20 protein-coding genes and 1 pseudogene are annotated in these 25,776 nt (G+C 42.0%); 13 read left to right on the top strand and 8 right to left on the bottom strand.

Features of this window, described 5'->3' with window-relative positions; genetic code table 11:
• The first annotated feature begins 15 nt into the window (after positions 1–15).
• The gene (locus A8F94_RS14990) at positions 16–804 is read left to right on the top strand and encodes a DUF3100 domain-containing protein (protein WP_066202037.1); all 789 of its coding nucleotides are present in this window, start codon (positions 16–18) and stop codon (positions 802–804) included.
• Positions 804–1,289: a hypothetical protein gene (locus A8F94_RS14985; RefSeq protein ID WP_066202035.1), complete on the top strand. Its 486-nt coding sequence runs from the start codon at positions 804–806 to the stop codon at positions 1,287–1,289. The genes A8F94_RS14990 and A8F94_RS14985 overlap by 1 nt, the downstream gene beginning before the upstream one ends.
• Before the next feature lie 224 nt (positions 1,290–1,513).
• Here A8F94_RS14985 and A8F94_RS14980 read toward each other — a convergent pair whose 3' ends face one another.
• The 6 genes from A8F94_RS14980 to A8F94_RS14955 form a co-directional block, all read right to left on the bottom strand.
• Complete coding sequence (locus A8F94_RS14980; RefSeq protein WP_066202033.1) at positions 1,514–1,837, bottom strand: hypothetical protein; 324 nt, start codon at positions 1,835–1,837, stop codon at positions 1,514–1,516.
• Positions 1,830–2,210, bottom strand: a complete 381-nt coding sequence (locus A8F94_RS14975; protein WP_066202031.1) for a hypothetical protein — start codon at positions 2,208–2,210, stop codon at positions 1,830–1,832. The genes A8F94_RS14980 and A8F94_RS14975 overlap by 8 nt, the downstream gene beginning before the upstream one ends.
• Complete coding sequence (locus A8F94_RS14970; RefSeq protein WP_066202029.1) at positions 2,188–2,421, bottom strand: hypothetical protein; 234 nt, start codon at positions 2,419–2,421, stop codon at positions 2,188–2,190. Before A8F94_RS14970 ends, A8F94_RS14975 begins: the two co-directional genes overlap by 23 nt.
• The gene (locus tag A8F94_RS14965; protein WP_066202027.1) at positions 2,418–2,825 is read right to left on the bottom strand and encodes an Hsp20/alpha crystallin family protein; all 408 of its coding nucleotides are present in this window, start codon (positions 2,823–2,825) and stop codon (positions 2,418–2,420) included. Before A8F94_RS14965 ends, A8F94_RS14970 begins: the two co-directional genes overlap by 4 nt.
• A 168-nt stretch (positions 2,826–2,993) precedes the next feature.
• Positions 2,994–3,239 (bottom strand): hypothetical protein, encoded by a 246-nt coding sequence (locus tag A8F94_RS14960; protein ID WP_066202025.1) that lies wholly within the window; start codon positions 3,237–3,239, stop codon positions 2,994–2,996.
• Between the two features lie 31 nt (positions 3,240–3,270).
• Positions 3,271–3,747: a hypothetical protein gene (locus A8F94_RS14955; RefSeq protein ID WP_066202022.1), complete on the bottom strand. Its 477-nt coding sequence runs from the start codon at positions 3,745–3,747 to the stop codon at positions 3,271–3,273.
• Between the two features lie 278 nt (positions 3,748–4,025).
• Between A8F94_RS14955 and A8F94_RS14950 the strand changes: the two genes are divergently transcribed.
• Positions 4,026–6,047 (top strand): hypothetical protein, encoded by a 2,022-nt coding sequence (locus A8F94_RS14950; protein ID WP_066202020.1) that lies wholly within the window; start codon positions 4,026–4,028, stop codon positions 6,045–6,047.
• 356 nt (positions 6,048–6,403) lie between these two features.
• Positions 6,404–7,108, top strand: a complete 705-nt coding sequence (locus A8F94_RS14945) for an EcsC family protein (protein ID WP_066202018.1) — start codon at positions 6,404–6,406, stop codon at positions 7,106–7,108.
• A 525-nt stretch (positions 7,109–7,633) separates the two neighbouring features.
• Here A8F94_RS14945 and A8F94_RS14940 read toward each other — a convergent pair.
• The gene (locus A8F94_RS14940; protein ID WP_066202016.1) at positions 7,634–12,955 is read right to left on the bottom strand and encodes a S8 family serine peptidase; all 5,322 of its coding nucleotides are present in this window, start codon (positions 12,953–12,955) and stop codon (positions 7,634–7,636) included.
• 739 nt (positions 12,956–13,694) lie between these two features.
• On the opposite strand from A8F94_RS14940, the gene A8F94_RS14935 reads away from it, so the two are divergent.
• The 7 genes from A8F94_RS14935 (at position 13,695) to A8F94_RS14905 (ending at position 22,704) form a co-directional block, all read left to right on the top strand.
• The gene (locus tag A8F94_RS14935; RefSeq protein ID WP_066202014.1) at positions 13,695–14,699 is read left to right on the top strand and encodes a LacI family DNA-binding transcriptional regulator; all 1,005 of its coding nucleotides are present in this window, start codon (positions 13,695–13,697) and stop codon (positions 14,697–14,699) included.
• A gap of 136 nt (positions 14,700–14,835) precedes the next feature.
• The gene (locus A8F94_RS14930) at positions 14,836–16,077 is read left to right on the top strand and encodes an ABC transporter substrate-binding protein (protein ID WP_066202011.1); all 1,242 of its coding nucleotides are present in this window, start codon (positions 14,836–14,838) and stop codon (positions 16,075–16,077) included.
• A gap of 65 nt (positions 16,078–16,142) precedes the next feature.
• The gene (locus A8F94_RS14925; RefSeq protein WP_066202009.1) at positions 16,143–17,006 is read left to right on the top strand and encodes a carbohydrate ABC transporter permease; all 864 of its coding nucleotides are present in this window, start codon (positions 16,143–16,145) and stop codon (positions 17,004–17,006) included.
• Entirely contained in the window at positions 17,006–17,824 is an 819-nt protein-coding gene (locus A8F94_RS14920; RefSeq protein WP_066202466.1) for a carbohydrate ABC transporter permease, read from the top strand. Before A8F94_RS14925 ends, A8F94_RS14920 begins: the two co-directional genes overlap by 1 nt.
• A gap of 39 nt (positions 17,825–17,863) precedes the next feature.
• On the top strand, positions 17,864–19,549 hold the full coding sequence (locus A8F94_RS14915) for a glycoside hydrolase family 13 protein (protein WP_066202463.1): 1,686 nt from the start codon (positions 17,864–17,866) through the stop codon (positions 19,547–19,549).
• A gap of 51 nt (positions 19,550–19,600) precedes the next feature.
• On the top strand, positions 19,601–21,235 hold the full coding sequence (locus tag A8F94_RS14910) for a glycoside hydrolase family 13 protein (protein WP_066202007.1): 1,635 nt from the start codon (positions 19,601–19,603) through the stop codon (positions 21,233–21,235).
• 290 nt (positions 21,236–21,525) lie between these two features.
• Positions 21,526–22,704 (top strand): D-alanyl-D-alanine carboxypeptidase family protein, encoded by a 1,179-nt coding sequence (locus tag A8F94_RS14905; RefSeq protein WP_066202005.1) that lies wholly within the window; start codon positions 21,526–21,528, stop codon positions 22,702–22,704.
• A 68-nt stretch (positions 22,705–22,772) separates the two neighbouring features.
• Here A8F94_RS14905 and A8F94_RS14900 read toward each other — a convergent pair.
• Positions 22,773–23,548: pseudogene (locus tag A8F94_RS14900) on the bottom strand (acetoin reductase).
• A 264-nt stretch (positions 23,549–23,812) separates the two neighbouring features.
• Here A8F94_RS14900 and A8F94_RS14895 point away from each other — a divergent pair.
• The gene (locus A8F94_RS14895; protein ID WP_066202003.1) at positions 23,813–25,195 is read left to right on the top strand and encodes a cytochrome P450; all 1,383 of its coding nucleotides are present in this window, start codon (positions 23,813–23,815) and stop codon (positions 25,193–25,195) included.
• Positions 25,196–25,209: 14 nt separating this feature from the next.
• Entirely contained in the window at positions 25,210–25,746 is a 537-nt protein-coding gene (locus tag A8F94_RS14890; protein WP_077247733.1) for a hypothetical protein, read from the top strand.
• Positions 25,747–25,776 lie beyond the last annotated feature (30 nt).

Genomic DNA, 25,776 nt, shown 5'->3' with positions numbered 1-25,776 from the left:
CGGGAGAGGCTAATTATGAAATCGAAATTCATCTATCTACTCGTTTTTGTCCTGCTGGTCATTATTGCAGCGGAGTTTATCGGGTTCCAGGCAATCACTATAGGATCAGTGAGCATCGGTATTTTGCCGCTCGTGTTTGCAATTGTCATAACGATGGTACTCGGGATTCCTGCTTTAAGAAAAGGGATATTAAAAAAAGTATACAGCCCTGAAAATGTTAAATTTTCAAGCAACTATTTGATTTTTATCATGCTGCCTTTGATGGCAAGGTATGGGGCGGACGTTGCGCCTCACTTGAAGGAAATATTCAGCATTGGCTGGGTGTTCCTTGTTCAGGAAATCGGCAATCTGGGAACTGTTCTGCTTGGCCTACCAGTTGCATTGCTTCTTGGTTTAAGGCGAGAGGCAATCGGTGCCACACTTGGGCTCGGACGTGAAGGGGAGCTTGCCTACATTACTGAAAAATACACACTTGATTCAAGAGAAGGCCGCGGCGTTTTGTCTCTATATATCATCGGAACATTGTTTGGGGCGATTTTCTTCAGCATTTTGGCCCCGATCCTTTTGGACCTTGGCTTCCGTGTCGAAGCACTGGCGATAGCGTCAGGAATGGGATCTGCCAGTATGATGACGGCTTCTTCCTCAAGCCTTGTGGCAAAAGTCCCTGAAATGGAAAGCACAATATTGGCCTATGCATCCGCCAGCCAGCTATTAACAAGCTTCATCGGGACCTTTACAATGGTGTTCCTGGCGGTTCCGTTGCAGCGTTTCATGTATCGTTTATTCGTTAGGGGTGAAAACTAATGGCCGTTGGACTAAATAAATACGTTAAATTTGGCTTAATCTTATTGCTCAGTATTGGACTCATCCTGTTTACGCAGCAAATCAAATTGATTAAAAATCCAGATTCGACTCCGATTTCAATAATGACCTTCGCTGGTTTGTCTGTCTTATGGTTATTTTCGTTTATTGGAATTCTGATTTCCGATTTAGTTAAAAAAGTTCCGGCAAAATTTGTGCAGGACTTTCCTGTACTCGGCTGGGTGGCGATTACTTCATTAGTATTTTGTTCGATGAGTGATTGGTTCATTAAAGCAATTGGCGCGGTTGACTTCTTGTCAATCACAACACCTATCTTGGCCTTCGCTGGAATCTCTGTAGTCGACCGACTTGCAGACCTTCGGAAAACATCGTGGAAAGTTGCGATTGTCGCCATCTTCGTTTTCATCGGAACCTACGTCGGAAGCGCCCTCCTAGCCCAAATCGGGTTGTTCATATCAGAGAACTAGAATTTTTTCGATGTCAGTGATAGCTGAGGGAAGGGAAGAAAGTTTGATATTTTAGGAAAAACGAGGAAAATGGATGAGGGAATAATGGAATCGGAAATGAGCAGAGATACGAGAGCCATTATCCTGTTCTTAATTTCATCGATTATAGTACGTATACGAAGAAGCCAGCGTCGAAAAGTCGCTGGCTTTTACTGTTTTGTAACAAGAGTACATATTGCTATTCTTTATCCATCGTCTTCCTCGGCAACCTCCTCAATATCAACGGCCTGATGCTCGATGATTCCCTGGGCGAATTGATTGATGGCATCAAGCCCTGAATCTTCACCGAATTCATGGTTGAATGTGTCGTTTGTCTCTTTTTCCTCCAGAGATGCAAAAAGGTCGTGTATATCGGCATTGTCTCCGCTTACTGTGCCGAATCCCTGATTATGTTTTTTGTAGCTGGTGAATCCACTTGGAAGGTTGTTCCCGAGATTAACACAAGAAGCGCCTTCAACAGTTCCGATGTTGATTTTGCCGATGAAAAAGGAAGGGGAGAATTTATTCATTGTTTTTTTCCTTTCCGTCAATGATGGAATATGAAACCGGTTTGCCATTGATTCGTATTTGAATATCCTCTTTACTGGATTCTGTTTTCGCTGTTTCAAAAGCTGTTTGGACTTGCAGGTCCTCCTGTTTCTTTTTCGTCTGCACGTTCGGGGAGAAGGTGTTGCCAAGGTTCAGCATTCCGCTTAATTCCTTAATATCCAGCTTCTCTAAGTGAAACGCGAGCTCTTCAAGATTCAGCTCACTTAAATGAAGATCGTTTATGTGAATAGTAAAATGAAATTTGGCGTTGGTGGAGTTTTTCAAACTCTTTTCAAGCCTGTCCAATCTTTCTGCAAAATCATCGAGATTCTTATTGATCTTTTCTCTGTTCATTGCCCTCAGATCCTTTTATGAGTCCTTTATTATCGTGGCGAAAGAGGGTATGGTTATTGGAAACCTTGCTTCCCGGACCATTGATTGAACCAAAGCCCTCGTTGATTTCGTTTCTGCTGATCCTGCCATTTTGAATGTTTGTTCCTATAAACAAACCGGATGAAGACTGGATCCTGTTAATTTTAAGTCCTTTGTATCGAATGAGCGTCATCGTGATCCTCCTTGCGGGCTATCACTTTTTTGGATATAAAAAGGGATAGAAATCTTTACTATGCCGTTCTCCAATTTTGCCGTCATCTGCTCTGGTAAACAATTTTTCGGGAGTGGGATTTTCTTTTTAAAAGGGCCATAGAATCGTTCCTGGCGAAGCAACTTGCAATCCAATTCGTCGAACAAAGGATGAATTACTCCGCTGATAATCATACTGCCGTCTATCATATCCAGCTTTACGTCCTGAGATTTTACACCTGCGAGGTCAGCTATAATATAAAACGTATCTACCGTATGGAAAAAATCAATCCGAGGCCCAATCAGAGGAGCGACTTCCGCCAGGAGCTCCATGAAATCACTGCCCAGTGTTTTTTCAATCCGGGAACGGTGTCCCTTTTTCCTCACACGTACACAACCTTTCAAATGAAAAGATTCCACTACTACTTATATGTAAAAAAAGGCTCTTCATGCTGATAGATACGATGTTTAATTGAAAAAACGCACGACTCCGAGATTATAAAAAAGCAGCAGCCCAGTAGTTCCTGAGCTTGGCTGCTTTTCGGTCTATTCCTTTTAAATTGTCTGGCCTTGCCCGCTTGGTGAAATGTTTGCGTTATTCATTTGGCCATCAATGAAGTCGAGGTCGTTAATAATAGAGCCATTAGCTGAATTAAACACATTCCCGGCGAAAAATCCTTGCCCATTGTTAACCTTCCTGTGGGCGGCCCAGCCTGGGAGTTGGTTCTGTCCAACTGAGACGGTTGAATTCGTATTCTGGGAATTAATATTAATGGCTCCAACTCCGAAGGTAATTGCCACCTACATCCCTCCTTTGAAAGCCAGTGGAAAATTAGGATTGTGTGAATTGATTGATTTGGGAATCAAGTATATCCTGGTCAGAAATATAGGTAGCATTTCTTTCGTTTTTTATGTTGCCGATCATTCTTCCCTGACCGTTATTCCGTTTGCTGTGCGAGCTCCAACCATTAAGGTCATTTTCACCAACCGCCAGAGCCGCACACGTATCAAGCACATTTACATTAATCCCTACAACATCAACATGATTAAGGCTGCTTTCCGGCTGGCGTTCCATAATGGTCACGGCATTGCTGTTGATTGGGGTATCGACTAAATCATTGTCGTTTAAAAAACTAGAATTGCCGGTTACTCTGGAGTTGGATATCGATCCAAAACCGTAATTTGTTTTGCGATGGGAGGACCAGTTATTGGCATAATTGACGCCAACAAAAATTCCTGAGGCTGTATCAATGGAATTCACATCAATACGATCAACGATTACCCGGTTCCTGATTCGATTTCGGCTCATTCCATACCAATCCCCTGGTTTTTATATAGTGTAGAATATGCGTCTATCTGGAAAAAGTTCATGAGCAGCCCTTATTTCAGAAGAAACAACAATAAAAAAGGGGTTCCATGCACCTATTGCCAACACGGAACCTTTCAGCAAACCGAAACATCCGTAGTTAGTCTCCATGTGGAATATATAACCAGTTATTATTTTCTATCTTTTCCATCAATCAACCATTTGGGGTGGTATAATAATTTTGGTTTTTTACTATTTCCTAAAGGGTGGGTATAGCTAAATTGAAAGTTATTTTTATTACATTGGTGTTCATAGCTTTGTGCACTTCAGCAGTCATTTTATATAGGTATAGAAGACTTCAAAAGAAAAAACAGTTGGAAAAAGTGGTAGAACTAAATAAAAAAATTCAAAAAATTGAAGAACAATTATATTCCAAATCTATTCAAATTAAAAATGCACGATTAACTTATCTAAGGGAATTTATTCATATTGACATCGAATCTAATGCAAACAAAAAACACGAACGAGTAATTGGAATCAATAACTCGTTCAAAGAAAATTTATTTTTTGCAAGTGCGGTTGGGGGAGTTTCAGGGGGGCATACCCTTTACGATATATATCAAATTCATATAAATCAGGAGGAACTTAAAACTTGTATAAATAAAATTGATTCGTCACAAGATGGTAAAAATCTATATGAACAGTTAATAGCTTATGGCGACAAAGACACCGCTCAACTATTAGAAGATTATAAAAATCTTCTAAAAGAAAAGTCTGAGATGAAACTGTTGGATAGTAAGGAAGCTTCGGACTTGCAGCTTATCCAGGCGAACCAGGAAGTAATTGAAACTCTTAAATATAGAAACAATAAAGAGTTCGGAGATATGGACCTCATGAGTATTGGGAATAGGTTAATGGAGAATTCCCAAACTACTTATGCAAGTCATTTTGCTGGCCAAAAAGCAGAGTTTTTAGCAAAAGAGTTCCTAGAGGAGAAAGGGTACAACGTTAATTTATTTGAAAATCGAAATCATCCTAATGATGACCTTATTGCAGTAAACCCAGAGACAGGAGAAGAAACCTTATATTCAGTAAAAACTTACAGAGAGGTTAGTGATTTTTTAAGAGCGGTCCGTGAACATCCTGAATCAACCCATTATATAGTTAATAATGAAATTTATGAAAAGATGGACCAAAGCGGTGATTTACATTCCCTATCCAGCAGAGGGATTGAAGTACTAAACGGACAGTATGAAAATAAGGAATTACGCGAAGAATTCTTTACATTAATAAACGCTTTAACCACTAATCATACTAATTTTGCAAGAGAGTTAAACAGGGCAGCTGAAACTCGTAATTCAACTATCGATCATTTAGACGAGGCTTCCCAAAAAGATTTAAACTTAGAGGATTTGGACTTGAATATTGTTGAAGATATCCCATTGGTTTCATCCGTATTTTTACTAACTCAAACTGCTAAAGGTATTTACTCTCTTAAAAAGGGCAGCACATCGGAACATGAGTTTAAGGTTGATCTAGGTGTGGATGTATTAAAATTTGGAGGAAAAGGTGTGGCTGGTGCTGCCGGCGCTTCTCTTGGGGCGTTAATTGGAGGCAGTATTGGAACAATAGTTGCACCAGGTGCTGGGACCGCAGCAGGAGCAGCTGTTGGGAAGGTTATTGGCGGCTTTTCGGGCGTTTGGGCTACCGGGAGTGCAACCAGTGGATTAAAGGAAAGCTATAAATGGGGAGATATTATAGATGCCCAGCAATCTATAGGGAATTTTTGCTTACAGGGATTTTCAGAGGATATTAGAAGAGATTTAATGGATAAAGCATTTTATATAAACGAAACAATCCGTACATTAAAAAAAGAAGAGTCTTATTTAGTAAACAAATATGCAAAAGAGTTGGACCCTACTAATCCTGAAATGCCGACTCTCGCAAGTGTGCTGTGTGAACAAACAGTCTACGATCTGAGAACGTTTTTACAGTATTTAGATATGCTTGTGAATGCTATTGAAGATGACATTAAAGATGCTTGTAATAAAGCTGCTGAGAATGATAAAAGAAATAAATTTTCAAATCAGCATTATTTAGGAGAGTTCCTATTAAATTGTGAGATATTTGAATTAGAGCAATTACCAACAAAGTTGGTGACGGCGAAGATTAAGTACAAAAAAAACAAAGAAAAGTCTCCGAATTATCCAGTTAAATTACCGTTTGATCCGGAAGTTTATATTTCTTCAAAAGTAACAGAAACATTATTGTTAAACATGAGGTATATGGTTTCTTCTTATTAGATAGATACTGTTTTCATTAAACTCATCAAGACATAGTGGAAAACTTGAAAGGACTGCCAAAGTACAGATGGAAGTCCTTTTCTTTGTATACATTTTGTAATTAAGCACCAACACAAATTCAATGACAGTGCCCTTGTACAATTTACTATTTCAAATTTGTTACATTGGAGTTTCTCTACTTTGAGTGGCAATTACCAGCGAATAAGTATTTTCATCAGAGAGCAATGTTTAAACGATCTAATAAGAATTCCTTATCCAGACGCCCTTCAAATGAAATTTCCCAATACGACTCAAAAGGAACCGAGATAGTGGATGAAGAATACATAACAAAAATACTATTCCAGGGGGGAGAGCATTTGGGCGAAGAATACAAAGAGGAAGATAAACCTGCTATCTTAAAGGCGATTGACATACTAATTGCAGATCCCGCGATAATCCAAAACGATGTTAAACAAATGGAAGAAAAATATTACACCAAATATTCATCCCAACTGTCTCCTTCGGAAATCCAGGACAAAATTGCTGAACATATTGTTTCTAATTATTCGTATTATACCGCATTTGCTGGAGGTGCCTCGGCGTTAACTGGGGTTGTCCCTGGACTGGGAACGGTTATAGCGGCAGTAGGGGGGACGACGGCAGATGCTGCTCTGACGATGAAATGGGAAATCGAGATGGTCATGGCGCTGGCAACTGTATATGGAAGGGATATTTCAATAGAAGAAGAAAGAAGAGTCAGCTTTTTAATAGCCGGATTCGGTGTATTGAATGAGGCGTTAAAAAAAGGAGTGATTGATTTAGGCGGGAATGCATTGCAGCAAATGGTTAGGCAGTATCTTAAAGGCCCAACTTTAATAGCAGTAAGGGAAGTTTTTAAAAAAGTTGGCATTTCTTTTTCAAAAAAAGCTCTTGTAAAGTCCATACCTTATGGGGTGGGGGTTGTAATTGGGTTTAGTGCCAATAAAGGTTTAACCTGGTATGTAGGTAAGAAAGCAAAAGATTTTTATAAAACGAGGGAATATGAAATAGACGGTAACCTCGATGATGCGTTTTTTTCTTAATAAAGGAGAAGGGACGGTTCAGGTTTGCTGATTGGCAAACTAGAAGCATCCCTTTTTGCCGTAGTTTTGGTGGGGGATAGGGAATGGCAAATGTATAAACGATTTAATTGGATTAAGTAGCAGTTTGGAAAAGGCGATAAATCTAAAAACAATTTGATTTCTGGTATGAAGGATGGATAGCCACCTTTTTTAGACTGTTCCCATCTTCATACCCAAGTTGGGAAAGAGTAATTAATCTAATAAACGTATTTTATCGGATTAATTGCCAGTTCGACTAAGGCAATTACGTAATGTCCTTCATGGAAAAAAAGTTCATTGGACATGTTTTGCTTTGTTGCAGAGGGTGAAATAGTTCCAATAAAGCTTATTGGCTGCATTTTGCCTTTCCACAATGGATGAAATAGTTTCAATACAGCTTATTGGGCACGCTTTGCCCAATAGGTTTGCTAAAAATTCATTCCACAAGGATGCCTCAAAAAACAAGCCCCCTGAACAATCAGGGGGCCCGCTGGAGTACCGTTTTTACTAATTAACTTTGATTGTATGCGTGGTTGAATGGGTTGCACCTTTGTCGTCAGTAACAGTTAAGGTTACAGTGTATGTGCCTCTGGCATTAAACTTGTGTTGAACAGTTGCTCCGGAACCGGTTGTACCATCTCCGAAGTTCCATTCGTATTTCACGATTTTGCCATCCGCGTCACTGGACCCTGAACCATCAAAGGTTGTAACCTTCTTTTGCTTGGCAGTCGCATCACCTTTGATAACAGCGATTGGTGCTTTGTTCTCTACTGGAGGTTCGGCTACGTATAGCTTTCCAGGCGCTGCGGCTTCAACCTTGTTGCCAGCCTGATCGGATGCCTTGATGACAATCACGCCGCCATCCATTTTCAGCGTATCAGGAGTTTTATACGTTCCCTCGTAATGGCCCGGAGATGTTTCTGTCATCCGGATTTCATTATTACCACTAGACAGCATCAATGGCAATTCGATTCGGAAGGAGGCGTTAAGTCCTTCTTCACTGTCGAACGATACATGGACGCTTTCACCCGGCTTAATCCGGACATCGGAAGCTGGCGAAATGTTCGTAATCTCTGGTGCGTTAAGGTCGACAATGACATTTCGGACAACAGTCGTTTTATTGCCGGCCCGGTCGGCAGATACTACAGTGATTGTATTTTCACCGCTGTCTACCAGGACTTTGTGTGAAAAGCTGCCACCTGCGTTTACAGTTACGGATTGGCCGTTCACTGTTAATGTATCAAGGTTCTCATCACTCGTAGTCCCTTTAACGTAAACCATTTCAACATTTGTTTTGTGATCCTGGACAGGTGCTGTGACATTAAGTGCAGGAGCGGTCTGATCCAGTGTCACGTTGACAGGCTCAGAGCGGTCTGTCAGTTTCCCGTTTACGACTGCTTCAGCAGAAAGTGCATTTGCACCTGAATTTAACGTTGTTTCGATGCTGAACTTGCCGTTTTCAACTGTGCCAGTTCCAACTTCTACTGTACCGTTGTACAGCTTCACAGTAGCACCGTTGGCTTGAGAAGTTCCAGCTACTGTTACCTTTTCACTTTGTGTATAGGATCCATCTGCCGGAGATGAAATGACTGGTGCGGTAACCGGATACTGTACAACCGCACGGATCATGTAGTTGCCTTCGGCTGCAGGAGACTGGCTCCAGGCACCGCTGACTCTTTGCCAGCTGCGTAGTGCATTATTGCCACTTTCATCAGTAGCCAATCCCGGTGTGTTCGGATTAGCAAATGATTGGATGTAAACAACGTAGAAATCTCCTTCAACCATGACAGGCTCTTGGAAGCTTACTGATGTCCAGGTGCCATCACGTTTGGCAGTTCCATTGAACGGGCCTGCCAGCTGTCGGCCAGGGGATCCATTTGCACCAGTCGCATCGTAAATCGCATATTGGAATGCAGTACCGCCTGGAACTGGCCATTCTGTAGTCCAGAAGCGGAACATTGCGCCTGTTACTTGTGCTGCGCCATTTTCAGGGGTCATTCGTACAGCCCAGGCATTGCCAGCTGCGTTCCATGCACGGGCATTTTCAGGAGTACCGTCATCATAGGCGATTGTCCCTTCAAAGCCGATAAATGGTTTTAGCGCTACATTAGCTTCAACTGACTTATTTCCTTCAACAGTGGCAGTTGATTTTTTACTGTAATATTCATCGGCGGAAACCGCGAGGGTATAGGTTCCTTCCAATACTTCAAGGGAGAAAGCGCCGTTCTCATCAGTAACAACTGGTGTAATCCGGGCATCTTCCATTACCATTACAGTTGCCCCTGCAATCGGTGCATGGGATCTTTCGTCTGTCACCACACCCGTAATCGTACCGTACGGGATGGGTTCCAGTGTAAAGTTTGCTGATGTGTCACTGCCGTCAACAACCGTAATTGCACGGCTTTGCGGATAGAATCCATAAGCTTCAGCACGAAGCGTATAGTCACCAGCTACATGAACCATGCTGAACTGTCCATTGCTTGGATTGGTCTTTGTAGAACGTCCAGTTTCGAGGACTGTTACGGTCGCATTTGCCGGTAAGCTTTGCAGTCCAATTCCACCTAGAGATTGCTTTTGAATCGGCAATTCATCTTTTTCTGTCCTTGACAATTTCACTGCTGGCTCTGTATAAACTGCCTTTGGTTTATCCATTTCCTGAATGTCATCTGCTTTTGAATTTTGTGGTGAAGCGGCTGCCAATACAGCAAAGTTATCGATATACCATCCTAGCTTTACGACGCTTCCATCAGTCGTAACGCGGAAGCGAACCTGGACCTCATGGCCGGCATAAGCGCCTAAATCATATAATACAGATGACCAATTTTTCCCATTTGTTGAGTGGCTGAAGAGCCCGAGCTGAGTCCAGGTTGCTCCGCCATCCTTGGAAATTTCAACAAAGCCTTTATCGTAGTTTGTCTCAAGCTCATACCAGTGCGAGAAAGCAAGTGTTGCGTTTGTTAATTGTGAGAGATCGATGACTGGAGAAATGAGCGAAAAATTACTGTTGGTCTCATAATTTCCATCAAGATCTGTTCCCCATACATTTGGAGCGGAAGGAGGGACAGGTGCACCAGTTCCGGAAGGAGTGCCGCGCTCCCATTCATCGCGCGTACCGGAATGTGTCCAGCCGTTATCGGTTTCTCCATCAAAGCTATCGCTGTACACTGTTACTGGAGCAGTAATAGTGATCGACGCTTCGTTGGAGTGTCCACTTTCGTTTCCAAAGTAATCTTTAGCGGTGACGACATAGTAATAGGTTTCATCATTAACTGTGTTGGAATCTGTAAAGCTGTTTGCTGATGTCGTTCCGATGTGCTGATAGCCTTCACCGGAGACGGATGAGCGATAAACCAGGTATTCTTTTAAATCGGCATCAGCAGACGCTGACCAGTTAAGAGATACAATTCCCAATGAATTTGCTTGCGCAGTTAAGTTAGCAGGAACGGCAGGTGCAACATCATCTGCCCCAAGCAGCGCCACATCGTCGATATACCAACCATCGCGGTTTTGAGACCCATCGCTATGCAGGTTGAAAATGACATATACTTGTTCTCCTGCAAATCGGGTGAGATCAACCATTGCGTTTTTCCAGCCATTACTTAGCCCTGTAAATTGCGCTAGCGGGACAAATTGATAATCAGTGGATTCTGCTGCTGCATACACAACGCCTCTGTCAAAGTTATTCTCCAGGTTGAACCAGTGCTTGAATGAAAGAAGTGCTCCTTCATCACTGTCCAAAAGATCGATTGGAGGCATCATCATGTAGGAGTTGGAATTGCTAGAATATGGCCCGTCAAGATTGGTCGCGATCAGTTTTTCACCTGAAGCTGCGGAACCAGGGCCTCCGACAGGAACACCCCATTCCCAGGTGTTATTCGCTCCACCGGTTGTAAAGCCGAGAATGTCCGTTTCGAAGTCCTGCCTGTAACCAGGTTTCACCCCGTTGGATACATCAATTGAATACTTGCTTGTTTCGAACCCGTTGTTTCCGTAGTCGTTTACACGGATATAGTATTCCGTACCCTGTGTATGGACGAGGAAGTAAGGAATATTTCCTTCGTACACTCCGTTTTTGTAGTCACCGGATTTCCGTTCCATTGGAATGAATGTCCAGTGGGAGCTTCCCTTGACCCGGGCATACGCTTCTACTGTCACGACGCCGATATTATCGGATACACGGGCTGAAATTGGAATATCCAATCCAGTGTAGGCCATTGTTACAGGTGTGTGCTCAAGTACAGGCTTTTCAAAGTCGTCACCTGCGGTCGCAACCCGGCCGGATACGGAACCAAGTCCGCTAAGGATCGAACCTACTGCATCCCCAACGTTAATCAATCCGCTTCCATACCCGTTGTTCGGGCTGGTTGGATACTCGGCATCGGTTAACGGTATAGCTGTTGATGTAATAATTTCTTCCAGTTGGTCAACCGTGAGTGATGAATTCACTTGGAGGAGCAAAGCGGCTAATGCCGTCGTATGCGGACCTGCCATTGATGTCCCGTTCCAGCCGCCTTCATAACCGCCACCTGGTACAGATGAGCGAATATTTACACCTGGTGCGGATACTTCAGGCTTAATTTCACCATAAGGTGACGGTCCTCTAAGTGAGAATGAAGCCACTTTGTTGTTGATATCTGTTGCCCCTGTTGCAAAAGACTCAGGATAGTTGGCTGGGTTTGCCACAGAACCAGGGCCACCCGGATTTCCAGTACGGACGTTACCTGCAGAAAACTCAGGGAAGATTTGAGCTGCACGCCATGCCTGGACCATTGGACGGAACCATTCGTCAAGCCCCGGGCCGCCGCCCCATGAGTTATTCACAACATCAGGAGCCATTTCCGGATGAGGATTTCCGTTTCTGTCAACGGGAGCCATCAGCCATTGGGCGCCGCGCAAAATAATATTATCTGTCGTCGATGGATTGAAGATCCGGACTGCCATCCATTTCGCTCCGGGTGCAACGCCGATTTGGTTTGAGCCGTTCGTTTCAGAACCGACCATTGTCCCCATCGTATGTGTCCCGTGGCCATCCGTGTCGACAGGCATCGTAGCACCACTGTGTGGGTCGAACCAGCTGAGCTCAGGATTGACGACATTGCCGTTCTCATCGTAGCCGCGCCATTTGCGCTTCAACCCGGGGTGATTCAGGTCTACACCTGTATCAAGGTTCGCAACGACGATGCCTGTTCCATCGATACCCATATCCCAGGCAGCAGGTGCATTAACTTGATTGATGTTCCACTCAATATTGTTTGGCTGAATATCTTCTTTTACGACCTCAGCAGACTTTTCCGCCTTATTGAGGAATCGTTCTTCATTCGGGAGAATTTTCTCAACTTCAGCGCGTAAAGCAATCTTCTCCATTACGTCTCTCGTACTTGTTACAGCCATTGCATTCACAATGAAGAAGCCTTCAAAGTCTTTAACTTCACCCTTTTTTTGCATGTTTTCTAGGTATTTTTCCAAACCATATTGTGTACGGGATGCTGTTTCACGCAATGACGTGATAACAGCATTACGCATAGCCAGCTTGGCAACGGCTGGGGTTTCTTTTTTCTTAGCCGATGCTTGCTGGGCGCTTTTCGAAACGGAATTCACATCCGCTTGTTCTTTCATTTTAATGAGGTAGGTGACATATTCCTCATCGTCAAATTGTTTTTGTAGTTTCGGAGCGATTTTCTTTGCAGCTAATTGGGGGGCGTTTGTCTTTAGATCAACCTTTTGATTGGATGTGCTTCCAGTTGCAAAGGCCGGAGCAGTGAGTGTTAGTGTAAGAATGAATATAAGGCATACTGAAATCCATTTCCGCAATCTTTTACTTTTCACCAATACATCTCATCTCCCTCTCAAAATAGTGAATACATTCTCTATAAAAATATGTATAGAGATAGTGACTCTCCCTCCTTTCTCCTTTAGAGTAAAGGAATCTGAAAATTTAAACAATCTATAAAAATGCAGTAGAATTTATGAATTGGCAAAGTTTTCCCAACATGGAAATATTATTGTAATCAAGGGGAGGGGTAGATATCCAGCATGGTAAGAAAGGATGGTTTTAAGTGGCGAGAAGGGAAATGACAGTTATGTATTCTTGATAGTTTAGCAGTAAAATTTCGACAAATCCTACAATGGTTTTGACTGAGATATTTTGTCTATTGCTGGGGCACTTTTAACTCAAATAAGGTGGTTTATCGAACATTTGAACATTTATATACACCACCATGGGGAAAAACGGAATCTTACATATCGACATATACCGTCATTATCAACCTACGGTGTATATAGCGGAAACTCATCAAAAAACAAAGATTCTTCGACTTTAAAACGGAAGATGGGGATGGCGTCTGCATGTTCGGGACCCATATATATTTACAGATAGCTATACTAGAGAATTGAGGAAACATTCAAATTAGAGGGTTGAACATGGGCACTTTATCCTAAAGAAAGGAATTTTGGTGAAAATTTTCCCATGAAATTAAATAGTTGAAAAGGCTTTCTTTGTATGATACTTTAATTACGTAAACGTTTTCGTTATTGTTCAGCAATTTGAAGAAGGTGGTAATAAGCTTTTATGGCCTCAACAATTAAAGATGTGGCAAAAATGGCAAATGTATCAATTGCAACTGTCTCCCGGATATTGAATGGCCAGCCTGGTTATTCGGCAAAAACGAAGCAAAAAGTCCTTCAAGTGATTGAAGAGCTGGGATATCAGCCGAATGCTGTGGCTAGAGGCTTAATCAATAAGAAAACCCATACAATCGGAGTTTTGTTTCCATCCTTGTGGGGCTCATTGGTGACAGACTGGTTGAGAGGAATCGAAAAGGCAGCAAGTGATGAGGGATCGAGTGTTATCGTGTGCCATACAGAATCCAATGGCGAGAAGACGATGAAGTATCTCCAGCTTTTAGGAGAAAAGCGTGTAGACGGTATTATTTTCACAAGCGAAGTTTTGCTGGAGGAATACTATCAAATAATCAAAAAAATGAATGTACCACTTGTCCTTTTATCGACTAAATCGGATGCATTTCCTGTTCCCTATGTTAAAGTAGATGATTTTCAAGCAGCTTATTCAGCAACGGTTTATTTGATTGAAAAAGGACATAGAAAAATCGGTATGATCAGCGGTAACAGTAAAGATATCATAGCGGGTAAACCAAGAATCCGAGGGTTTATCAAAGCCTTGAAGGACAATCATATCCCTTTTGCTGAAAATGATATCGTCAAAACAGGCGGCTTTGGATTTGACGAGGGAAAAAGCGGCATGCGGGATATGTTAAATCAGAAACCGGATGTCACAGCCATTTTTGCTGCAAGTGATGAGATTGCAATAGGGGCAATATCAACAGCTTCTTTTTTAGGAAAAAGAGTACCGGAAGACATTTCTATTATCGGGTACGACAATATCAATCTTGCAACCATGTCAGTTCCACCGTTGACCACTATTCACCAGCCATTCATTGAAATGGGGGAGCTTGCCGGAAAGATGCTGCTCGACATGATGGAAACAGACCAAGTTCCTGAAAGCAAAGTTATTGAACATACCATTATTGAACGAAAAAGTGTAAAGGAACTTTAATCTTTTCCTTTACATACCGTTTTACGTAAACGTTTACTCTAATTTTACGGACTTAAACGTAAACGTTTACTCAGGGGAAATTTTTTTACCTGTTTACGTAAACGTTTACTTTATTAAATCTTAGGAGGCACATACAATGTTAAAGAAAAAATTCGTAAAGGGTTTTATGAGTGTCGCACTTGGCGCAATACTATTGGCAGGCTGCTCTTCTGGTGATGGAGCAAGTGGAGATGGAAAGGTTACACTTGAATTATTTTCAAACAAGTCTGAAAACATTGATACCTACAAAGGACTCATTAAAGAATTCGAAGAACAAAATCCGGATATTAAAATTAAACTTGATGCACCACCTGAAGCCGAAACGGTTATTAAAACCCGTTTAACGAAGAATGACCTTCCTGACTTAATGGCAATTGGCGGGAACGCCACATATGGAGAACTTGGGAGGGCAGGAGTCCTGCATGACTTCTCAGATTCCGATCTGCTCAAAACTGTCCAGCCTTCCTATGTGGATATGATTGACAGACTGGTTGGCCCGGATGAAAAAGGAACGTATGGATTGCCATATGCCACGAATGCAAATGCGGTTATCTACAACAAGGAGAAGTTTGATGCACTTGGCCTTGAAGTTCCAAAAACCTGGGATGAATTTGTTGCAGCATTGGAAAAAGCCAAGCAAGCAGGTGAAATTCCAATTTACTTTACACTAAAAGATGCCTGGACTGGCATGATTGCCTGGAATTCTCTTGGCGCCAATATTGCTGGGGAAGACTTTGCAGAGAAGAAAAATAAGGGCGAAGCTAGTTTTGTAGAAAACTATGATGAAGTTGCGGATAAGATGCTGACACTCACAAGCTATGGCCACAAAGATAACATGGGAGTTGCGTATGGCGACGGCAACAATGCATTTGCAAGCGGAAAAGGGGTTTTCTACCTGCAAGGGAACTGGGCTATTCCTGAAATCAAAAAGGCAAACCCTGATATTCAGCTTGGGGTATTCGCGATGCCTGTTACAAACGATCCCGCACAAAATAAACTTGTATCCGGGGTTGACGTTGTCCTGGCAATGAATAAAGACACTGAACATAAAGAAGAAGCGACTAAATTTATTGAATTCTTGATGGATAAGGAAACAGCAAAAAAGTACACGGACGAACAGAAAGCATTCTCTGCGATTCAGGAAGTTTACCAGGAAGACCCAGTATTTGAAGGAATTAAAGAAAACTTTGAAACAGGCGCACTTACAAGCTTCCCTGACCACTATTACCCTGCAGGAATGGGAGCGGATGGCTACCTGCAAGAATTTGTTACTAAAAAAGACAAGGAAAAGTTCTTGAAGAAATTGGATGCTGAATGGGAAAAGGTTCAAAATCGTTAATTTGAAAGACGGGGCATTGCTTGGTTACGATGCCCTGTTCCTTCTAAAAGGGAGGTATAACCTTAATGAAGAAAAGCAACTTTTACTTGTTGATTGCTGTACCAGCATTTGCCCTTTTCTTTATCTTTCATACTTTTCCTGCTTTACAGGGAATCTTTTATAGTTTTACAGATTGGAAGGGTTACGGAGACTGGAATTTTGTTGGGTTAAAAAACTACTTAAATGTTTTTAAGGATGATCGGGTAGGGGGTGCCTACCTGTTTACATTTCAATTTGCAATCGTTTCGACCATTCTTGTAAATGTGATCAGCCTGCTGGTGGCGATGGGCTTGAACTCGAAGATTAAATTCCAGAAAACATTGAGGGCTGTTTATTTTCTGCCGTATATTTTAAGTATTCTCATTGTAGGCTTTATCTTCAACTTTATTTTTGCCCATATGCTTCCTCGAGTTGGCGAGTCCCTCGGCTGGGATTGGCTTGCAAAGAATATACTGGGTGATCCAGACCTTGCCTGGCTGGGAATCGTCATTGTTGCTGTCTGGCAGTCCGTAGCATTTAGTACCATTCTTTACTTGGCAGGGCTTGTTACAATCTCGGAGGATTTGTACGAAGCTGCCAGCATTGACGGTGCTGGAGCCTGGAGAAAGTTCTGGAGTATCACGTTTCCGATGATCGCTCCATTTTTCACCATTAATATGGTTTTATCAATGAAAGGCTTCCTTCAAGTGTTTGACCAAATCGTTGCACTTACTGGAGGGGGTCCGGGTAGAGCGACAGAATCAATTTCGCTGCTCATTTATCGAGGAGGATTTGAAGGCGGAGAGTTTGCTTATCAATCAGCGAATGCTGTTATATACTTTATCGTCATTGTTGCGATCTCGGTCTTCCAACTAAAAGTGTTGAACAAAAGGGAGGCTGAGTACGAATGATCAACAAAAGAACAAACTGGACCGTCACAATTCTTTTGATGTTAGGCTCTTTAGTGATTCTTTTTCCATTGTATCTAACGGTTACCATTGCGTTTAAAACGCCGCCCGAAATGGCAGGAAGTCTGCTTGCCCTTCCTAAATCATGGTCATTCGATAATTTTACTCGAGCTATTGAGATGACGAATTTCTTCAATGCGTTAAAAAATAGTGCGACTGTAGCGGTGGTTGTTACTTTTTTCACTGTACTGACAAACTCTTTGGTAGCCTATGCAGTCGCAAGGAACATGCACAAAAGGTTCTATAAATCTTTATACTATTATTTCCTGAGCGCGATGTTTATACCTTTTCCGATTATTATGCTGCCGCTTGTTAAACAAACAAGTGCCTGGGGTATGGATAATCTGGTAGGTTTGATCATTCTATACATTGTTTTTAATCTATCGTTTAATGTATTTATTTATATTAGTTTCATTCGCTCTATTCCGCTTGAGCTGGAAGAGGCTGCTATTATGGATGGAGCAAGTACATGGAAGGTTTTTTGGAAGATTATATTCCCTTTGCTTGCCCCAATGAATGCAACCGTGGCCATTATTACTGCACTTGGAGCGTGGAACGACTTTATGCTTCCGCTTGTATTGCTCAGTGACCGGGAAATGGCTACACTTCCATTGGTTCAATACGTCTTCCAATCCCAGTTCAGCACGGACTATAATCTTGCATTCGCATCGTATTTAATGGCTCTTGCACCAATGATAATCGTCTATATCTTTGCACAAAAGTGGATTATTAGCGGCGTAATGAAAGGTTCTATTAAATAAATGCCAGGCTTTAAAATTGATAAGAACGGAGTGGTCTTTTTGCAAAAGAATTGGTGGAAAGAAAGTGTTATTTATCAAATTTATCCACGAAGTTTCAACGATTCGAATGGCGATGGAGTAGGTGATTTGAACGGAATTACCGAGAAATTACCGTACTTGAGGAAATTGGGTATCGATGTTATTTGGCTTTCTCCTGTTTACAAGTCACCAAATGATGATAATGGATATGATATTTCGGACTATCGGAATATCATGGATGACTTCGGCACAATGGAAGACTTTGATCGGATGCTTGAAGAGGCCCATAAAAACGGAATCAAAATTATGATGGACCTTGTTGTGAACCACTCAAGCGATGAACACGAATGGTTTAAGCAATCCAAATCATCCAAGGATAACCCTTACCGGGATTATTATATTTGGAAAAAAGGAAAAGATGGGCAGCCGCCAACCAACTGGGGCGCCGCATTTGGGGGAAGTGTCTGGGAATATGACGAGCAGACTGATGAATACTACTTGCACCTTTTTAGTAAAAAACAGCCAGACTTGAATTGGGAGAATCCTGTCCTAAGGCAGGAAGTGTATGAGATGATGCGTTTTTGGCTTGATAAAGGTGTAGATGGTTTCCGGATGGATGTCATTAATTTCATCTCCAAGGATACCGATTACCCTGAGGGTGAAGTTGAAAATGGACTTCCTTATGGGAACGGCAACAAGTATTACATGAACGGTCCAAGAATTCATGAATTCCTCCAGGAAATGAACCGCGAGGCCTTAAGCGGCTACGACACCATCACAGTAGGTGAAATGCCCGGAGTAACCATTGAGCAAGGAAAGCTATATACAGGCGAGTCAAGAAAAGAACTGAATATGGTTTTCCATTTTGAGCATGTTGGGCTTGGCGATGGAAAGTATGGAAAATGGGATCCAAAGGAATGGAAACTGACCGATTTGAAAAAGATTTTTACCAAATGGCAAAAAGGCCTCGAAAACGACGGCTGGAATAGCTTGTACTGGAGCAACCACGACCAGCCGCGGGCCATTTCCCGATGGGGCAATGATTCGGATGAATATCGGGTGATTTCCGGTAAAATGCTTGCCACCTGCCTTCATATGATGCAAGGTTCGCCTTATATTTACCAAGGCGAAGAAATCGGGATGACAAACGTAAAGTTCAATTCAATTGAAGAATATCGCGACATTGAGACATTGAATGCGTATCGGGATTTGACTCCGGACTTCCTGTCACATGAGGAAATATTCCAGGGAATCCATGAAAGAAGCAGGGATAATGCACGAACCCCAATCCAATGGGATAGTAGTGAGAATGCAGGCTTTACTGAAGGAACGCCTTGGATCAATGTCAATCCGAACTATAAAGAGATTAATGTCGAAGCGGCTCTCGAAGACAAAGACTCTATCTTCTATTATTATCAAAAATTGATTCAGCTCAGAAAACAGAATGAAATCATTGTCTATGGAACGTACGATATCATCCTTGAAGATGATGAACAGATTTATGCTTTCACTAGGACTCTCGGAGATGAACAGCTTTTGGTGATTTGCAATTTCAGTCAGGAAACACCTGATTTTGTCCTGCCTGAGAGCATTTCGTACTCTGCTAAAGAGCTGCTCATATCAAACTATGAAGCAGCTACAAATCAACCAATTGAAAAATTGCAGCTAAAGCCTTATGAAGCAAGGGTTTATAAGTTAACCAAGTAAGACACTGAAAGGGGGCAGCGATGCCTCCTTTCGTTATTAGGGGGAAATGAAATGATGAAAACGTGGTGGAAGGAAAGCGTCGTTTATCAAGTCTACTGGCGAAGCTTCCTCGATACAGACGGTGATGGATATGGAGATTTGCGCGGTGTCATTGAAAAGCTAGATTATATCAAAACCCTCGGTGTAGATGTTATCTGGATAAATCCGTTTTATGTATCACCTGACAAAGATAATGGCTATGATATTTCCGATTACTACTCTATTATGCCCAAGGCGGGTACAATGGAGGATTTTGATGAATTGCTTGCCGAGGCGAAAAAGAGGGGACTCAAAATCATTATGGACCTGGTTGTCAATCACACTTCCAATCAGCATCCATGGTTTATTGAATCAAAATCCAGCAAGGATAATCCTAAACGGGACTGGTATATTTGGAAGGATGGGAAGGATGGCGACCCTCCTAATAATTGGCGTTCCTACTTCTGGCCTTCTGCATGGGAATATGATTCTAATACGGAACAATACTACTTCCACTCCTTTGCGGTAGAGCAGCCTGATTTGAACTGGGGAAATAAGGAGCTCCGCGTAGCGGTTTATAGAATGATGCACTTTTGGCTAAAAAAGGGGATTGATGGGTTCCGGCTTGATGCCATCGCCCTCCTGGCAAAACCTGCTGGGTTCCCGGATGCTGAAGTACCTGAACAAATTAACTATCTGGCAAATAATCCTGGTGTCCATGATTATTTGCAGGAAATGAACAGGGAGGTTTTCAGCCAGTTTGATGCCTTGACAGTCGGGGAAGTGGCATTTGTTTCGCCTGAAGAAGGGGTGAACTATGTGGATGAAAGCCGGGGTGAGTTGAATAGCCTTTTCCATTTCGAAGTTTGTGACGAAATGCCGGAGTGGGATTTGAAGCGGTTTAAAGACATTCAAAAACGCTGGTATCAAGGGTTGTGGGGGAAAGGCTGGAATTCACAATTCCTGAACAACCATGATCACACCCGCCTGGTAACAAGATACGGCAATGATCAGGAATACCGAGTAGAGTCGGCAAAGCTTTTTGCTGCCATGCTTCATACTTTGCCTGGCATGCCTTATATTTATCAAGGTGAGGAAATTGGCATGACTGGTGTCCGCTTTGAAAAGATAGACGATTATGAGGATATCGCCATGAAGAACCGGTATATGGAATTGACAGCGGGCGGTCTGAAACCGGAAGATGCACTTAAGCTTCTCCAGCCGCTAAGCAGGGATAACAGCCGTACTCCAATGCAATGGGATTCCAGTCTCAATGCCGGTTTTACAAACGGAAGCCCATGGATAAAGGTAAATCCGAATTACAAGGATATTAATGTTGAACAAGCCCTAAAGGATCAGAATTCTATTTTTTACTTTTATAAAAAACTAATAAGCTTAAGAAAAAGCCATCCTGTTTTTGTTTATGGCGACTACAAACCGCTGTTGGAAGAATTGGAAGAAGTCTATATATATGAACGAAAGTATGAGCAGGAAAGTTTACTTTATATCGGTAACTTTTCCGCCACACCTCAAGAGGTAAATCTTGAAAGTGATTATAATGTACATGGTGCAAAATTGCTCTTAACTAACTACCAGGCTGACGGAAAACAGGATAGCATCATTCGCTTAAAGCCATATGAAGTGAGAGTATACTTAAAGCAGAAATAATTTTCACGATACTATTTGTATTTTTACCTCAGTATTAACAGAAAGTTAAGACGTCGCTTCACCATTCAAAAATAAAAGGGTACCGATGTGGAGCTAACTCCCTTCAAACCCATAAAAAATCTCCTGCGTTTTGGGAGATTTTTTTGTTTGCTTAGCAGACATAATGAAACTTTCATTAAATAAGATGTAAAAATGCTGATTCATAAATTAGTTTTTACTATTTTCATGTTTGTGGTTAAATAGTACTATTACTTTAGGAGTGTATAAATTGATAAGTTGGCAGGTGAGGTATGCGAAGAGTATTATTTATAATTGTTTTTCTCCTTTTTATGCAAAATTGGTCTGTCTGTGAAGCGAGTGCTGCTGAAATTCCAGTAATCCATAGCGGTGCCGCGATTGTGTTGGATACGAAAAGCGGCGAGATTCTTTTTGAAAAAAATGCTAGAGAAAGAAAATACCCGGCAAGCCTGACTAAAGTTGCTACGGCGATTTATGCAATTGAAACCGGAAACCTGGATGATACAGTAACCGTGAGCAAGAAGGCGAGGGAGGTTGAGGGAACCCGCGTCTATCTTGAGGAGGGGGAACAGGTTCCACTAAGAAAGCTGATCGAAGGGCTGCTGATTAATTCCGGAAATGATGCCGGCGTCGCTATAGCCGAGCATCTTGATGGTTCAATCGAACAGTTTGCCAAAAATTTGAATGAATATGTAAAGCAGATTGGCACAGAGGAAACCATTTTTCAAAACCCGCATGGCCTGTTTGACCCCAATCATCAAACCTCGGCAAGGGATTTAGCAATGATCACTCAATATGCATTGAAAAATGAGGAGTTTAGAAGGATTTTTGGTACGAAGGAGCTCAAGTGGCAGGGCCAGTCGTGGCAAACCACATTATATACGCATCATAAATTAATGAGGGAGAAACCTTATGACGGAGTTACTGGCGGGAAAACAGGCTATGTTGACGAATCTGGCCATACGCTAGTGACAGCTGCTGACCGAGCCGGTATGAGTATCATTGTTGTAACATTGGAAGGAGCTTCACAGAGAGATGCCTACAATGATACGAAGGCTTTGCTCGATTATGCATTTGGGAATTTTAAGACAACTCTTATTCCTCAGGGAACGGCCATTCCAATGGAGATTGGAGAATATAAAACGACGAGGGACGTGTACTTTTCCCAGCCTGTTGGCATGGCCGTGACTATGAAAATGAATGACGAGGGAACGCTGGAAATATTCGGAGACGATCAAAAGCTTATTACGTCGCTTAAATTGGAGAACTTCAAGAAAAAAGAAAGGAAGACTGCTAAGCTGGCTTCGCCAAAAACACCGAACGAGGAAGCTGAAAATTTAAAGGTTTTGCTGCCTGGTACGCTTATTGGGCTCCTAGCTTTTATAGGAATCATCTTCATCCGGATTCGAAAGAAAACAGATAGACAGAACGACAGATCGTATGGGGCCTAATCTCGAAAAATGAAAGGAAAGCCTAATTCCTCCACGGAAAAATTAGGCTTTTTCACTATCATTATAGATTAATTGAACACCATGCCGCCATCAGTCAGGATATTTTGTCCCGTGATGTAATCAGAGTTTGGTGATGCCAGGAATGATACAAGATTCGCGACATCTTCTGGAGTTTGAGCGCGGCCAAGTGCAATGCCTTGAGTGAATTTCTCAAATGCTTCGCCTTTTTTCGTCCCCATATGTTCCATCATTTTTTCATCCAAGCGTTCCCACATACTAGTTCCGACGATGCCAGGGCAGTAGGAGTTAACGGTAATCTTATGTTGTGCAAGTTCCTTCGCTGCAGTTTGAGTTAAACCTTTTACAGCAAATTTAGTTGCCGAGTATACTCCGAGCATTTCGAAACCTTCCTGGCCAGCGATTGAGCAAGCATTGATAATTTTACCGCCAGTTCCTTGTTTAATCATTTGATTCGCAGCTGCCTGAATACCTAAATGACACCTTTAACGTTAACATCTAAAGCAAAATCAACGGATTTCGGTTCCACTTTTGTAAGAGGTGCAACTTGGCCTTCCACACCAGCATTATTGATAAAAACATCTACACTTCCGAACGTATCGACAGCGTGTTGAACAAGTGCCTGTTGGTCCTCCGGATTTGTAACATTCCCAACAAATGAAGTAACCTTATATCCTTTTTCTTTCAGTTCTGCCTCGGTTTCCTGTACAGTTTTTTCGTTTAGGTCACTTAACACGATCGCAAATCCTTCGCTTGCTAAACGTTCTGCCAATGCTTTCCCGATTCCTTGGCCTGAGCCTGTAATGACTGCTGTTTTTTGTGCCATACTATCGTAATCCTCCTTGCTTTTTGAATTTCACTACTAACCGGTTAGTGTACATGTATACATATTTATTGTAACTATTATTTTAGAATAATTTCGAATAATCTGCCTTCAATAATCTTTTAGCAAATCTTTTTTAGAAAACATTGCTCAGAAAGGTTGTATTTTAAATACTAAGTGCCTCTTAATATTCAGCTAACGTACAAGCTATTCACCATTATCGGCATAGAATGATTCTAACGATTATGGATGAGAGGAGTACTTAAGATGAGTGATTTAGAAACAGTTAAGAACATTCGGCTTCTCCCAGGGGGAAAGCTGATTGGAGGACATAGCAAAGAATTTCGGAAAGACCCACTCAAGTTTTTAAAAAAGGCTTCGGACTTTGGAGACGTTGTTAAAATTCGTTTCTCGCCTTTTCAGAATGTGTATTTGATTTCCGAACCTGAAATGATTAAGGAAGTACTTGTTACAAAACATAAAAACTTCGTGAAGTCCCGGGAATTTGCTGAACTGAAGACGTTGCTTGGAGAAGGTTTGCTGACAAGCGAGAAGGAGACCCATTTGCACCAGAGGAGGCTGATTCAGCCTGCTTTCAAAAGGTCGCATATCTCTAATTATGGCATCGATATGATTGCTATTACTAGCGATTATATATCCAAATGGAGAGACGGAGAGAAGCGGGTCATTACACAGGATATGATGGACATTACACTTGGTATCATTGCAAAAACGATGTTTAATTTGGAGTTTAAGGAAGGCTCCAGTATACTTGGAAAGCCGTTTGATACCGTAATGGGAGTCGCTGTTAAAAGGTGGAGGGCACTGCTGAAACTTCCTTTATGGATCCCTACAAAAACGAATCGTGAGCATAAAGGGGCACTTGTTAAGATAAATGAAATCCTTTTTGGCATTATCGAAAATAGACGGACTGATCCAGAAAAGCATGAAGACATGCTGGGTATTTTAATGGACGCCCGTGATGCCGAGGATGGAAATGGCATGACAGATGAACAGGTGCGGGATGAAGTGATGACTATCTTCCTTGCAGGACATGAAACCACTGCCAATGCATTATCCTGGGCCCTTTACTTGCTCTCGAAGCACCCGGCGGTCCAACAGAAACTCTTTGATGAAATTGATCGGGTCATTGGCGGCCGAAACCCAACTCCAGAGGACTTTATGAAATTGCCATACACTCAAAATGTAGTTTGGGAGTCATTGCGAATCTATCCACCTGCCTATATTATTGGCCGTGAGGTGGACGAAGATGTTGAAATAGGCGGGTACCAATTTAAAAAGGGAGACACCATTTTGGTATCTCAATATGTAATGCACCGTAAGGATAAATATTTTCATGATCCAGAGGCGTTTCGGCCAGAACGGTTCGAAAACAATTTCCTCAAAACGATTCCCCAGTTCGCTTTCTTTCCTTTTGGCGGAGGCCCCAGAGTTTGCATCGGCAACCATTTTGCAATGATGGAGGCCGTCCTCGTCCTCGCTACCATTTCCCGCTCTTTCAAAGTGAATATTGGGGATGACCACCGGCCAGCCATTCCGTATCCATCGATTACTCTAAGACCCAGGGGTGGATTGTCAATGCAGCTTGAGGCAAGAAAAAACTTCAGTGGAGTGACAGATACCGTATGAAAGGGGGGAAAGAAATGGCTGACACAGCTATGGAAAGAGATAATTTACAATTGGAAGAGAGTCAATTTATAAAGAGAATTGAAATCCAATCGATTCAAACGTGGATCGGTCATTTGGGAAAATACATCCTATATACCCCTATGCAAAGAGCGAAAATAGCTCAGCGAACTCTAAATTTCCCCTATGCTGTAATTGGAAGTGGTTTGAACCGAATTGTCTATGATCTGGGGAATGGATATGTCTTGAAAGTTCCACTTTCATTTATTGGCTTGGCTAGTAATGCAAACGAATTCCATCTTTACCACTACGCCCATCCGGATATTAAGCAACACCTCTGTCCTGTTATCGAACTGGGGCTAGGTTGGATTGTTATGAAGAAGATGGATCGGAAAATGGCGGTGAATTTGGAAAACCTCCAAAAAATTGGCCAACTAACACAGAAGTTTTTACTCCACTTTATTGTTCCAGTCGATTTAATGCCTCGAAATGTCGCGTTAACACACGATAACAAAATCATCGTTATAGATTATGGTTTATTTATACCCTTTTGAAACAAAGCAAGAGGAAATTTCCACGAGTAA

The sequence above is a fragment of the Bacillus sp. FJAT-27225 genome (assembly GCF_001685025.1).
Classification (GTDB): domain Bacteria; phylum Bacillota; class Bacilli; order Bacillales; family Cytobacillaceae; genus Bacillus_D.
The sequence above is the reverse complement of the archived record's forward strand: the minus strand, read 5'-3'. Positions and strand labels throughout refer to the sequence as shown.